Raw genomic sequence first — 13,132 nt, 5'->3', positions numbered from 1 at the left:
TTTTTGCGATGTACGATCAGTTCTATGGTTTCACCGGGCGTCCGTTCCAGCTGACGCCAGACCCGCATTTCTATTTCGAAAGCGGCACCCACCGCAAGGCGATGTCCTACCTCGGTTATGGCCTCGCGCAGGGCGAAGGCTTCATCGTCATCACCGGCGACGTCGGCGCGGGCAAGACGACGCTCGTCGGCCATCTGATGAACACGATCGACGCCAACCGCCTGACCGCGGTCAAGCTGGTGTCGACGCAGGTCGAGGGCGACGATCTTCTCCGCCTCGTCGCCGAACAGTTCGGCATCGAATGGGAAGGGCAGAGCAAGGCCGAACTGCTGCGCTCGATGGAGCAATATCTGCGCGAACAGGCGCGCGCGGGCCGCCGCACGCTGCTGATCGTCGACGAGGGGCAGAATCTCGCGATCTCGGCGCTCGAAGAGCTGCGCATGCTGTCGAACTTCCAGCTCGGCGGCCATTCGCTGCTGCAGATATTCCTGCTCGGCCAGCCCGAATTCCGCCAGACCTTGTTCCATTCGCCGGCGCTCGAACAGCTGCGCCAGCGCGTGATCGCGACGCACCACCTCGACCCGATGGAGCCCGAGGAGGTCGAACCCTATATCCTCCATCGTCTCGGCAAGGTCGGCTGGACGGGCAACCCCAGCTTCAGCCCCGACGCGTTCGAGGAAATCTTCGACTATAGCGAAGGGGTGCCGCGCAAGCTCAACGTGCTCGTCAGCCGCCTGCTGCTTTACGGCGCGGTCGAACAGATGAACCGCATCACCGCGCAGAATGTGCGTTCGGTGGTTGCCGAGATCGAGGCCGATCGCGGTATTGACGCGACGACGCTCGCGCCGCTGCCCGTCGACCAGGTCGTTGCGGCGGCCGCCGCTGCGGTGGCACCGACCCCCGCGCCCTTCGCCGTTCCGACGCCCGCCAACGAAGCGCCGCTCGAATGGCCGCAGCGCGCCGCCGAGCCCGCCGCCGATGGACCTCCGCCCTTCGCAGCGCCCGCCGAACCGGCGCGAGTCGTCACGCTGACCCCGCCGAAGCCGGCGGAGCCCGAGGGCGAGGTTCTGGAACTCGCGCCCGACGCCGCGGCCGAAGCACCCGCTCCGGCGGCACCCGCGATCGACCCCGAACATCTCGCGGCACTGGAAAAGCAGATCGCATCGCTCGAGGAACGCCTCGTCGAACAGGATGCCGCGCTCCGCCGCGTGCTCGACCTCTTGATCGAATGGGTCGAGCGCGATCCGGACAATGCACCCAACCCGCAGAATTCGCGGACTTGGGCTGCCTGACAACCCGGCCAAAATCGGCTATCCCGCTGATGAAGGTGAGGAAAAATGCAGAACGGCCTGTCGGTCGATGTCGAGGACTGGTTCCAGGTCGGCGCCTTTGAGCGCACGATCGACCGCGCCGACTGGCCGACGCTCGAATGCCGCGTCGAGGCGAATTGCGACGCGGTGCTGCAGATTTTCGCCGACGCGGGCGCCAAGGGCACTTTCTTCACCTTGGGCTGGGTCGCCGAACGCTATCCCGCGCTGATTAAGCGCATCGTCGCGGCGGGGCACGAACTCGCCAGCCACGGCTACGATCACAAGCGCGTGTTCAATATGACCGCCGACGAATTCGCGGCCGACCTCAAGCAGACGCAGGCGATCCTCGAAGACCTCGGCGGCGTGTCAATCCGCGGCTATCGCGCGCCGAGCTTTTCGGTCGATACGCGCACGCCGTGGGCGCATGCGGTGCTTGCCGAACAGGGCTATGCCTATTCGTCGAGCGTCGCGCCGGTCGTCCACGATCACTATGGCTGGCCGCAAAGCCCGCGCCATGCCTGGCGACCGCTGGCCGACAGCGACCTTGTCGAATGGCCAGTCACCACCGCGCGCTTTGCCGGGCGCACTTTGGCAGCGGGCGGTGGAGGCTTCATGCGGATGCTGCCCTATGGCTTCACGCGCTGGGCGATCGCGCGAATGAACGAGGAAGGCCATCCGGCGATCCTCTATTTCCACCCATGGGAAATCGATCCCGGCCAGCCGCGCGTCGCCGAAGCGCCGATCCGATCGAAGCTCCGCCATTACAGCGGCTTGTCGGCGATGGCCGGCAAGCTCAGGAAACTTCTCGCCGATTTCGAATGGACCCGCGCCGACGCCTTGCTCCCCGGGCAGCAGCAGCGCGCTTTGCCGTGGCGCGCTGCGGCGTGAACGCCCCCGTGTCGATCGACCAAAATTTCACCGCCGCTCCGCTATCCGACACGGCGGCGTGGGACGCCTATGTCGCCGCGCACGCGCAAGCGACTCCCTTTCACACCCGCGCCTGGTGCGAGGCGATCACAAAGGCGACCGGTCACCGCTGCCACCTCGTCACCGCGCGCGACGCAACCGGCGCGCTCACCGGCATCCTCCCGCTCCACCATATCCGCTCGCCTTTGTTCGGGCAGGCGCTGGTTGGCAGCGGCTTCGCGGTCGGTGGCGGCATTCTCGCCGACAATGCGGCGGTCGCGGCAACGCTCGCACAGGGCGCGGCCGACATGGCGAAGTCGCTCGGTGTCCCGTCGGTCGAACTGCGCGGCGGCCCGCAGCCCGCCGACTGGCAGGTCGATGAAGGCACCTACGCCGGCTTCGCCCGCGACCTCGCCGCCGACGACGACGCCGAACTTCTCGCCATCCCGCGCAAACAGCGCGCCGAGGTCCGCAAGGCGCTCGAAAGCGGCCTCACCGTCACCACCGGCCGCTCCGAACAGGACCGCCGGGACCATTATCGCATCTACGCAACCAGCGTCCGCAACCTCGGCACGCCCGTTTTTCCTAAATCATTGTTTTCATGTGTTATTGAAGCTTTCGGCGACGACGCCGACATCCTCAATGTGCGCAACGATCGTGAAGTTGTCGCCAGCGTCCTCAGCCTCTACTGGCGCGGCACCGTCATGCCCTATTGGGGTGGCGGCACCGCCGATGCCCGCAAGCTGCGCGCCAACGAACTCATGTACTTCGCCCTCATGCGCCACGCCCGCGCGAAGGGCTGCACCCGCTTCGACTTCGGCCGCTCGAAACTCGGCACCGGCCCCTTCGCCTACAAGAAAAACTGGGGTTTCGAGCCGCAACCGCTCGTCTACGCCCGCTGGCTCGCGCCGGGCGAAATCGCGCGCGACACCAACCCGAACAGCGCCAAATATCGGCTGCAAGTCGATCTGTGGAAAAAACTGCCGCTGTGGGCGGCGAACCGGATCGGCCCGCTGATCGCCCGTGGATTGGGGTAATGGCCGAAATCCTGTTCCTCGTTCACCGCGCGCCCTGGCCCCCCGACCGCGGCGACCGGATCCGCAGCTGGCATATGCTCGAGGCACTGGCGAAGCTCGCGCCGGTGCACGTCGCCGCGCTCGCCGACACGGAAGCCGATGCCGCCATCGCTCGCGAAAAGATGGCTCCGCTTTGCAAAAGCTTGACGATCGAAGTGCGCAACGTGTCGCGCCCGGTTGCGCTCGCGCAGGCGGTGCTGCGCGGTGAACCCGTATCGAACCGGCTGTTTCGCAGCGCCGCGCTGGCGCGCCATGTCGACGCGCTAATCGGGCAGGGTGATGTCAGCCATATCGTCGCCTTCTCCGGCCAGATGGCGCAATATCTGCCCGCCCGGTTCGATGGCCCTGTGCTGATGGATTTCGTCGACGTCGATTCGGCAAAATTCGCCACTTACGCCGAGCAGGATAAGCGCCAGCCGCTGAGCTGGGTCCATGCGCGCGAGGCCCGTGTTTTGGGCGCTTATGAGGCGGCGGTGGCGCGCCGCGTCGGCGCCAGCCTGTTCGTGAGCGAGGCCGAGGCGGCGTTGTTTCGCAAGCAAAGCGAACTCGGCACCGACAAGGTGCGCGCGGTCGAGAATGGCATCGACACCGACCGGTTCGACCCAGCGGTCCAGCTCGATGCGGTCGAGGCAGGCGAAGGGCCGCTTGCCGTCTTCACCGGTCAGATGGATTACCGCCCCAATATCGATGCGGTGCGCTGGTTCGCAAATGACATCCTGCCGCTGATCCGTCAGCGTCACAGCCAAGCACGCTTCGCGATCGTCGGCCGCGCGCCGAACGACGAGGTGCGCGCGCTCGCGGCGCTGCCCGGCGTGACGGTCACCGGCGAGGTTCCCGACGTGCGGCCGTGGCTCGCCGCCGCCGATGCCGTGGTCGCGCCACTGCTGCTCGCGCGCGGGGTGCAGAACAAGCTGCTGGAGGCGATGGCGATGGCGCGGCCCGTGGTCGCGAGTGCCGCCGCCGCCACGGGAATAGACGCGGTTCCGGGCGAGCATCTGCTCGTTGCCGATAATGCTCCGGGCATCGCCGAAGCTGTGTGCGCCCTCTTCGACGACCGCGTGGTGGCCGCGAAGATGGGGCAGGCGGCGCGCGCGCGGATGATCGCACGCTATGGCTGGGACGCACGCCTCGCGCCGCTCGGCGAACTGCTGGGGCTGTCCGCATGACGCGCTGGCAACGTCATCTTGCTGCGCTGGCGCTGCTGTCGGCGGCGATCTTCGCAATCTTCTGGCGCGAAGCCGCCGACGTGGCGGGGATCTGGTGGAACAGCTCGACCTTCACGCACTGCCTGCTGATCGTGCCGATGATCGGCTGGCTGGTGTCCCAGCGCGTGGCGCTGCTGCGTCCGCTGACGCCGGTCTATTGGTGGCCCGCACTCCTGTGGATGGCGGGAGCGGGGCTGGTGTGGCTGGTCGGCGAGGCCGCAGGCGTCGGCCTGTTCCGTCAGCTGGCTCTCATTCTCATGTTGCAGGGCGCGGTCGCGGCGACGCTCGGCGAAAAGCTCGTGCGCGCTTTGCTCTTCCCGCTCGGTTATGCGCTGCTGCTGGTGCCGTTCGGCGAAGAACTGGTGCCGCTGCTCCAGACGCTCACCGCGCATATCAGCATGGTCCTGCTCCACCTGTCGGGCATCCCGGCCCAGATGGAAGGCGTCTTCATTACGACGCCCGCGGGCTTCTTCGAGGTCGCCGAAGCCTGTTCGGGGGTCAATTTCCTGATCGCGATGCTCGCTTATGCGGTGTTCGCGGCGCATCTCTGCTTCCGCAGCTGGACGCGGCGGATCGTCTTTGTCTTCGCGGCGCTCGCGACGACGATCCTCGCCAATGCGCTGCGCGCCTATGGCACGATGGTCGCGGCGGAAATCTGGGGGATCGAGGCAGCGGGCGGGATCGATCATATCTTCTACGGCTGGTTCTTCTTTGGCGCCGTGATCCTGCTCGTCATGCTCGTCGCGCGGCGCTGGTTCGACCGGCCGGCGAACGATGCCGCGGTCGATGTGCGCGGGCTGGGCGGCGTGTCGCGTTTTTCCGGGCCGGCGAAAGCAGTGTTGCCAGTGGCGCTCGCGATTCCGTTGCTCTTTGCCGGTTGGGGGACGCTGGTGGGCGGGCGCAGCGCGCCCTTGCCCGATACGATCACGGTCGAAACGCCGCCGGGCTGGGACGAGGCGCGCGTCGAAACCATGGAATGGCAGCCGCGCTTCGATGGCGCCGATCAACGGCTGCTGCGCCAGTTCGCCAACGACAGGGGGCAGGTGGTGACCGTCGCGATCGGCGGATATGAGCACCAGGCGGAGGGGCGCGAGGTCGTCGCCTTCGGGCAAGGCGCGATCGACCCGGACAGCAGATGGAAGTGGAGTACCTCGCTGCCCGCGGTCGAGGGTGCGAAGACCGAGCGGCTGCTGCATCCCGGCCCGGTGCTGCGCGATGCTGCGACATGGTATGTCGTCGATGGCAAGGTGACGGGCAGCACGCGTGCGTCAAAGCTTGCGGGTCTGAGGGCACGGCTGCTCGGCGGCGACCCGCGCGCATTGTCACTGATCATATCGAGCGAGGAGCGGCGCGGCGGCCGCAATGCGATAGAGGATTTCCTTTCCGCGTCGGGCGGAGTCAACGCAATGGCTGACCGCGCGCTGAAAACGCGTTAAGAGCGGTTCCTATATGTGTGGGATCGCCGGCATCTATCATCTGGAAACGGCGAAACCGGTCGATCCGGCGCGCCTTCGCGCGATGCTTCAGCCGATGCAGCATCGCGGCCCCGACGGATCGGGCGAATGGACCGCACCCGGGGTCGGGCTCGGACACCTTCGCCTCTCGATCATCGATATCGCGGGCAGCCCGCAGCCGATGGCGAGCGACGACGAGATCGTGACGCTCACCTATAATGGCGAAATCTATAATTTCCGCGAGCTGCGCGCCGAGCTCGAGGATCGTGGCCACCGCTTCCGCACCAGCGGCGATACCGAGGTCATCATCGCGGCGTGGCGCCAATGGGGTCCCGATTGCCTGTCGCGGCTTAATGGCATGTTCGCCTTTGCGATCCACGATCATCAGCGCGGGTGCCTGTTCCTCGCGCGCGACCGGTTGGGGGTGAAGCCGCTCCATTATGTGCGCCTGTCCGACGGATCGGTCGCGTTCGCGTCCGAGCTGAAAGGGCTGCTCCGCAATCCGCTGTTGCGGCAGGAAGCCAACCTGACTGCGATCGAGGATTTCCTCGCTTTCGGTTATGTCCCCGACGACAATTGCATCGTCGCGGGCGTCGAGAAACTGCCCGCCGGCCATTGTCTGATGCTCGAACGCGGCAAGCCGGTGCCGGCGCCGACGCGCTGGTGGGCGCCCGATTTCTCGAAGCGTATCCGCGCGAGCGAAGGCGAGGCGGCCGAGCATCTCGTCCACCTGATGCGCGCCGCGGTGACCGACCGCATGGTCGCCGACGTGCCGCTCGGCGCCTTCCTGTCGGGCGGTGTCGACAGCAGCGCGGTCGTCGCGCTGATGGCCGAGGCGAGCGCGAAGGCGGTCAAGACCTGCACGATCGGCTTCGATCAGGCGGCCCTCGACGAAACCGCCTACGCACAGCAGATTGCCGAACGCTTCGCGACCGACCATCGGACGCGCACCGTGTCGTCGGGGGATTTTACGCTCGTCGACAAGATTGCCGATCATTTCGACGAACCCTTTGCCGATGCGAGCGCCCTTCCGACCTATCGTGTGTGCGAACTCGCGCGCGAAGAGGTGACGGTGGCGCTTTCGGGCGACGGCGCCGACGAGGCATTCGCCGGCTACCGCCGCCTCGTGTTCCAGCATCAGGAGGAGAAGCTGCGCGGGCTGATCCCGGGCTTTATGCGCCGCGGGGTGCTCGGCCCATTGTCGCATGTCTGGCCGCAAATGGATTGGGCACCGCGCCCGCTGCGCGCGCGTGCGACGCTCGCCAGCCTGTCGAAGAGCGGGGCGGAGGGCTACGCCGAAGCCGTTGGCGTGACGGGGCAGGCGCAGCGTTCGCGCCTGTTCAACGACGCCGCGCATCATGCGCTCGGCGATCATGTCGCCGAGACGCGATACTGGAAGGCGATGGCCGAGGCGCCTGCACGCGAGCCCCTCGACCGCGCGCAATATGCCGACCTGCAAATTTGGCTCTCCGGCGACATCCTGACCAAGACCGATCGGATGAGCATGGCGGTCAGTCTCGAGGCGCGCGAGCCTTTGCTCGACTATCGCCTGATCGAATTCGCGGCGAGCTTGCCCGCGTCGATGCGCGTCAAGCGCGGCACGGGCAAGGCGATCATGAAGCAGGCGATGGAACGCTATTTGCCGCACGATATCCTGTACCGCCCGAAGATGGGGTTCGTGACGCCGGTATCGCACTGGTTCCGCGGCCCGCTCGTCGAACAGGCGAAGGCGCTGGCGACCTCGTCGACGCTCGCGCGCTCGGGTTGGTTCGACATGGCCGAAATCGAACGCATCGTCGCCGCGCACCAGTCGGGGCGGCGTGACCATGGGCGCCTGATCTGGCAATTCTTCATGCTGGAGAAGTCGCTGGCGAAGCTTTTCGGGATCTGATCTCCCCTCCCTTCTAGGGAGGGGTCGGGGGTGGGTATGCGAACTGGAAAGAACGCCTGCGGCGACCCACCCCTAACCCCTCCCTAAAAGGGAGGGGCACTAAGTGATTTGCCACCCATCCTTAACGCTTGGCTGCTAGGCTCGCTGCCGATGACGGTCCATCCTGCCTTTCCGACGAGCGCCACCGAAGCCGCGCCGCTCACCGTACGTGTTGTCGATCCGCTGGCGCTGTCGCCCGATCTTGCCGCGCAGTGGGATCGGCTGGCCGGCGAGGCGAGCGAGCCCAATCCCTTTGCCGAGCGCTGGTGCCTGCAATCGGCGCTGCACCTGCTCGATCCCGAGCGCCAAGCGCGTTTAGTGCTGGTACGCGACGGTAGCGACGGGCCGGTGATCGGCATCATGCCGCTCGCGCCTGCCGCGAATTATGGCCGCATACCGCTGCGCCACGTCACCGGCTGGACGCACCACAATCATTTCCACGGTGCCCCGCTCGTGCGCGCGGGTTTCGAAAAGCTGTTCTGGTCGATCCTGCTCGGCTGGTGCGACGCGGCGCCGTGGGCGCGCACGCTGGTGCATGTGCCGCGGCTGACCGAAGGCGGCCCGCTCCATCGCGCTCTTGTAGATGTGGCGCGTATGCGCGGCGGCAGGGCAGAGGTGGTGCACCGCGAGGAGCGCGCGCTGCTCGAAAGCAATTTGTCGCCCGAGGAATATTGGGACGCTGCGGTGCGCGCCAAGAAGCGCAAGGAATTGCGGCGGCAGGCGAACCGGCTCGCCGAACAGGGCGCCGTGCAATTTCGCCGCTGGCAATCGGGCGAGGCAATCGATCCGTGGGTCGATGCCTTTCTCGACCTCGAGGCACGCGGATGGAAAGGGCGCTCCAAATCTGCGCTCGCGAGCCAGAGCGACACCGAGGCATGGTTCCGCGCGATCCTCGTCGCGGCGGGCGATGCGGGCCGGCTCGGCATGCGCGCGCTCGACCTCGACGATCGCCCGCTCGCGATGCTCGTCAATTTCCTTTGCCCGCCCGGCGGCTTTTCATTCAAGACTGCGTTCGACGAGGATTATAGCCGTTTCTCGCCTGGCGTGCTGCTGCAACAGGCTAATCTCGATCTGCTCGACCACCCGCAAATCGATTGGGTCGACAGCTGCGCGGCGCCGGGTCATCCGATGATCGACAGCGTCTGGCGCGAACGCCGCGCGCTTGTGTGGGTCAATATTCCCTTGTCGGCCACCCCGGACCGGATTCGTTTCGCCATGCTGACGAAGACCGAGCGGCTGTGGCGGCGCTGGAAGGGTGCCGCGGCGCCCGAAAATGAAGTAGAAAGCCTGTCATGACCGCGCACCAGCCGATCACTCGCCCTGTATTCCCCGCCGAAACGCTCGAACGGATGGCGACGCTCTATCCGCTGCAGGCGGGGCTGCTCCACCATCATCTGCCCGACCATCCGCTGCTGTCGCTCGAAGCGCTCGCGCAGCTCGGCGAAAGCCTGCCCGCGAGCGAGGTCGAGTATAATCCGGGCAATGTCCCGATCGGCATCCTGCCCGAAGATGTCCCGTCGAACGGCCTCTCGATTGGCGAGACGATCCGCACGATCGACAGCAACGGCAGCTGGGCGGTGCTCAAGAATATCGAGAATGTGGGCGCCTATCGCACCCTGTTGATGGACCTGCTCGGCGAACTCGAACCTGTTGTCGAACCGCGGACGGGTGCGATGCTGACGCCACAGGGCTTCATCTTCATCTCGTCGCCGGGATCGATCACGCCCTTCCACTTCGATCCCGAGCATAACATCCTGCTCCAGCTCCGGGGTACAAAGGTTATGAATGTCTGGCCGTCGGGCGACGAACGCTTTGCCCACCGCCGCGAGCATGAACGCTATCACACCGGCGGCCACCGCAATCTGCCGTGGCAGGACGACTATCGTGGAGATGCGCAGCAGGTGCCGCTCGGGCCGGGCGATGCGGTGCTGATGCCGGTGATGGCGCCGCATTTCGTCGCCAATGGCGATGCGCCGTCGATCTCGCTGTCGATCACCTGGCGCAGTGAGTGGAGCTATCGCGAGTCCGAGGCGCACGCCGCCAATGCGACCTTGCGCCGCTTGGGTCTAGACCCTGCGATGCCGCCGCGCTGGCCGAGCTATGCCTGGATGAAAACAATTGGCTGGCGCATCGCGCGCAGGCTCAAGCTCGTGTCATAACCCGTCTATGTCTTCGCCCCGGACTTGATCCGGGGTTCGCCCGTCCTTGATGGAAAAGATGGATGCCGGATCAAGTCCGGGGCGACGAAATTGGAGGGTGTGACAGATTGCTTTCAATTGGCATAAATTGGCGTTATGGGCCCGCATCCTTGATTTCGAGCCCATAGAGGACTGATGGCGAAAGAAGAACTTCTGGAAATGCGCGGCCAAGTGGTCGAACTGCTGCCCAACGCGATGTTTCGCGTCAAACTGGAAAATGACCACGAGATTCTGGGTCACACCGCCGGCAAGATGCGCAAGAACCGAATCCGCGTTCTGGTGGGCGACGAAGTGCTCGTCGAACTCACCCCCTATGACCTGACCAAGGGTCGGATCACCTATCGCTTCAAGTGAGCAGCGCGGCGAAATCTCCCGTGCTGGTGCTTGCTTCGACATCGCCGCGCCGGCGCGAACTGCTGGCGCGGATCGGCCTTGTGCCGGCGCGCATCGCCGCGCCTGAAATCGACGAGACACCGCTGAAGGCCGAGCTGCCACGTGACTATGTCGCGCGGCTCGCCAAGGGCAAGGCGCTCGCGGTCGAGCGTGCGCCGGACGAGGTCGTGCTTTCGGGCGATACCACCGTCGCGGTGGGCCGCCGCATTCTCGAAAAGCCGGCCGACGAGGCCGATCTGCGCCGGATGCTCGGGCTGCTGTCGGGGCGGCGGCACCATGTCTATTCGGGGATTTGCGTCGTCGGAACCGACGGAAAGGCGCGCGTGCGCGTCGTCGATACGGTCGTTGCATTCAAGGCGCTGAGCGCCGCCGAAATCGACCGCTATGTCGAATCGGGCGAGGGCATGGGCAAGGCGGGCGGCTACGCGATCCAGGGCCGCGCCGAAACCTTCGTCCGCTTCCTGTCGGGCAGTCATTCGAACGTTGTCGGCCTGCCGTTGTTCGAAACGCGCGCGCTGCTGACCAGCGCAGGAATCGCGCTTGGCTGAGTGGCTCTACGAGGCCGGAATCGGCGAAGCGCGCGCCGCGCTGGTCGAGGATGGCGCGATCGTCGAGGCCCGGATCGAACGCGACCATGAAGGACCGCCCGTCGGAACCGTACAACATGCCCGGCTGATCGAGGCAGGAAAAAAGCCGCTGGTCATGCTCGACGGACCCGGCGAACAGGCTGTTTCGCTCGCCAAATTGCCGCCCGGTATCCCGATCGGCTCGCGGCTGCAGGTGGAAATCACGCGCGAGGCGCTGATGGAGCGCGGCCGCGACAAGCTTGGACGAGCGAAAATCGCCGATCCCGACGCGGCGGTGGGTCCCGGCCCCGACCTGCGCGCGCGGATCGCGGCGACCGACGTGAGGGTCGTTGATCTCGGGGCACCGGGACCTGACCGTCTGGAAGAAGCGGGCTGGTCGGAGATCGTCGGCCATGTGCGAGCCGGCCATTGGCCGTTCGGCGACGGCGCGCTGTGGGTCGACGCGACGCCGGCGATGGTGCTGATCGACATCGACGGCGATGGTGACCCGCTGGCGCTGGCCAAGGCGGGCGCGGTGGCCGCGGTCAGGGTGATTCGCTGCTGCGACATCACGGGATCGATCGGAATCGATTTTCCGTCGTTGGCAAGCCGGGCCGACCGGCTTGCGATCGATGCGCTGATCGATACGCTTTTGCCGCAGCCCTTCGAGCGCACCGCGGTCAACGGGTTCGGCCTGATGCAGATCATCCGCCGCCGCGTGCGGCCCTCGCTGATCGAACAGATTCGGCTCGATCCCGTCGCCACCGACGGCGCCCTGCTGCTGCGGCAGGCGGAACGCGCGGTCGGGGCAGGGGTTTTGAAACTGACTTCGCGTCCTGCCGTGATCGATCATGTCGGCCGCCACCCGCTCTGGATCGAAATGCTGCAAAGACGTACAGGCCGGCCGGTCGAGCTGATCGCCGACGCCCAGATCAAAGGAATGGGCCATGCCCAATAAGATATCCGCCAAATCGCAATCCTGCCCGCTGTGCGGCAAGCCGCGCGAGCCCGAATATAAGCCCTTTTGCAGCCGCGGCTGCCGCGATCGCGACCTGTTGACCTGGTTCGGCGAAGGCTATCGCGTACCCGTCGATCAGGCGCCCGACGGCACGGCCGAGGACGATCGTTTCGACGAAGGCTGACCCCGAAATAGAGCGTCACAAAGCCTCTGGACAGGATGCAAAGCCCTGCCTATAGCCGCCGCTCGCCAGCGCGACCGACCGGTCGCAGCGGCCGTGCCCGGGTAGCTCAGTTGGTAGAGCATGCGATTGAAAATCGCAGTGTCGGCGGTTCGACCCCGTCCCCGGGCACCATTCGCTTTTCAGAACATCCCGGAAAATCCGGATGTAGAACTGGGGCCGTTATAGGCGCTCCAGCTATCGCGTGGCAAACAAGCGCGGGCCGTCTCGCTCGAGGCATACCCGAACGTCGGTTTGACGGCCGCGTTGATCCCGATGAGTGCGCTTCTTCCGAGCAGGGAATCGACCGCGACTATCAAATACTTATCGGCACCCGCTCAAAATGTTGTGCGTTGGTGTGAAAGGCCTGTCGGGTTATGTATCTGTAAAAATATGTAAAATTTCCACAATTGAGGATGCATTACAGGAAGATGAGGATAGCTGTATCTCATATGGTCTGACGAAAACGCAAAAGGAGCATGCTGGAAAAGGCCGGGGCTATATCAAGAGCTGCGGTGTCGCCGAGGTATATATTGTTGCAAAACCTGACAGGACCACGGAGGGCTGGAAATGGTGGTAGCTCGCTACCTTCTGGCAGCTTTGGGGCACGTCTACGGTATCTGAGAACCGTGAAGGGCCTCAGCCAAGCGGATGTCGCGTCGTGTCTCGGCGTCAGCAAACCGGCGATTTCGGGCTGGGAAAAGGGGCGCACGCGGCCAAAAAATGCGCGCTTGGGGGCTCTCGCGGACTTGCTCGGTGTGTCGCAATTTGACCTGATGGAAGGGCCGCTGTCCGCTGCGTACGGTGACGTGATCGCCCGCAGCCGGATACAGATCGCTCAAAAACTGGGTGTCGAACTCAACAAGGTAAGGATAATCATCGAGTTCTAGATTATCGGCAAATCAAAACCGAAGGC

The 13,132-nt window shown here is 65.4% G+C and carries 13 protein-coding genes and 1 tRNA gene; all 14 read left to right on the top strand.

Features of this window, described 5'->3' with window-relative positions; genetic code table 11:
- Window positions 1-8: 8 nt before the first annotated feature.
- The 14 genes from ACTJI5_RS21260 (at window position 9) to ACTJI5_RS21195 (ending at window position 13,106) form a co-directional block, all read left to right on the top strand.
- Window positions 9-1,292 carry an XrtA/PEP-CTERM system-associated ATPase gene (locus ACTJI5_RS21260; RefSeq protein WP_440861714.1) on the top strand — a complete coding sequence of 428 codons (1,284 nt, stop codon included), beginning with the start codon at window positions 9-11 and terminating at the stop codon, window positions 1,290-1,292.
- Window positions 1,293-1,337: 45 nt separating this feature from the next.
- Window positions 1,338-2,198 carry an XrtA system polysaccharide deacetylase gene (locus tag ACTJI5_RS21255; protein ID WP_440861713.1) on the top strand — a complete coding sequence of 287 codons (861 nt, stop codon included), beginning with the start codon at window positions 1,338-1,340 and terminating at the stop codon, window positions 2,196-2,198.
- A gap of 8 nt (window positions 2,199-2,206) precedes the next feature.
- Window positions 2,207-3,253 (top strand): FemAB family XrtA/PEP-CTERM system-associated protein, encoded by a 1,047-nt coding sequence (locus tag ACTJI5_RS21250; protein ID WP_440861712.1) that lies wholly within the window; start codon window positions 2,207-2,209, stop codon window positions 3,251-3,253.
- Window positions 3,253-4,458 (top strand): TIGR03087 family PEP-CTERM/XrtA system glycosyltransferase, encoded by a 1,206-nt coding sequence (locus ACTJI5_RS21245; RefSeq protein WP_440861711.1) that lies wholly within the window; start codon window positions 3,253-3,255, stop codon window positions 4,456-4,458. The genes ACTJI5_RS21250 and ACTJI5_RS21245 overlap by 1 nt, the downstream gene beginning before the upstream one ends.
- Window positions 4,455-5,933 (top strand): exosortase A, encoded by a 1,479-nt coding sequence (xrtA, locus tag ACTJI5_RS21240; protein WP_440861710.1) that lies wholly within the window; start codon window positions 4,455-4,457, stop codon window positions 5,931-5,933. The genes ACTJI5_RS21245 and xrtA overlap by 4 nt, the downstream gene beginning before the upstream one ends.
- Before the next feature lie 13 nt (window positions 5,934-5,946).
- On the top strand, window positions 5,947-7,842 hold the full coding sequence (locus ACTJI5_RS21235; RefSeq protein ID WP_440861709.1) for an XrtA/PEP-CTERM system amidotransferase: 1,896 nt from the start codon (window positions 5,947-5,949) through the stop codon (window positions 7,840-7,842).
- 150 nt (window positions 7,843-7,992) lie between these two features.
- Window positions 7,993-9,177: a GNAT family N-acetyltransferase gene (locus tag ACTJI5_RS21230; protein ID WP_440861708.1), complete on the top strand. Its 1,185-nt coding sequence runs from the start codon at window positions 7,993-7,995 to the stop codon at window positions 9,175-9,177.
- Window positions 9,174-10,040 (top strand): cupin-like domain-containing protein, encoded by an 867-nt coding sequence (locus ACTJI5_RS21225; RefSeq protein WP_310256642.1) that lies wholly within the window; start codon window positions 9,174-9,176, stop codon window positions 10,038-10,040. Before ACTJI5_RS21230 ends, ACTJI5_RS21225 begins: the two co-directional genes overlap by 4 nt.
- A 174-nt stretch (window positions 10,041-10,214) precedes the next feature.
- Complete coding sequence (gene infA, locus ACTJI5_RS21220; RefSeq protein ID WP_010162480.1) at window positions 10,215-10,433, top strand: translation initiation factor IF-1; 219 nt, start codon at window positions 10,215-10,217, stop codon at window positions 10,431-10,433.
- A gap of 20 nt (window positions 10,434-10,453) precedes the next feature.
- Window positions 10,454-11,020, top strand: coding sequence for a Maf family protein (locus tag ACTJI5_RS21215; protein WP_440861707.1), 567 nt, complete (start codon window positions 10,454-10,456; stop codon window positions 11,018-11,020).
- Window positions 11,013-11,996 carry a ribonuclease gene (locus tag ACTJI5_RS21210; RefSeq protein ID WP_440861706.1) on the top strand — a complete coding sequence of 328 codons (984 nt, stop codon included), beginning with the start codon at window positions 11,013-11,015 and terminating at the stop codon, window positions 11,994-11,996. The genes ACTJI5_RS21215 and ACTJI5_RS21210 overlap by 8 nt, the downstream gene beginning before the upstream one ends.
- The gene (locus ACTJI5_RS21205; protein ID WP_058535991.1) at window positions 11,986-12,180 is read left to right on the top strand and encodes a DNA gyrase inhibitor YacG; all 195 of its coding nucleotides are present in this window, start codon (window positions 11,986-11,988) and stop codon (window positions 12,178-12,180) included. The genes ACTJI5_RS21210 and ACTJI5_RS21205 overlap by 11 nt, the downstream gene beginning before the upstream one ends.
- A 95-nt stretch (window positions 12,181-12,275) precedes the next feature.
- Window positions 12,276-12,351, top strand: a tRNA-Phe gene (locus ACTJI5_RS21200).
- 344 nt (window positions 12,352-12,695) lie between these two features.
- The gene (locus ACTJI5_RS21195; RefSeq protein WP_440861705.1) at window positions 12,696-13,106 is read left to right on the top strand and encodes a helix-turn-helix domain-containing protein; all 411 of its coding nucleotides are present in this window, start codon (window positions 12,696-12,698) and stop codon (window positions 13,104-13,106) included.
- The last annotated feature ends 26 nt before the right edge of the window (window positions 13,107-13,132 follow it).

Origin of the sequence: Sphingopyxis sp. 22461 (assembly GCF_052044915.1) — a bacterium.
Lineage (GTDB): Bacteria > Pseudomonadota > Alphaproteobacteria > Sphingomonadales > Sphingomonadaceae > Sphingopyxis.
The sequence above is the reverse complement of the archived record's forward strand: the minus strand, read 5'-3'. Positions and strand labels throughout refer to the sequence as shown.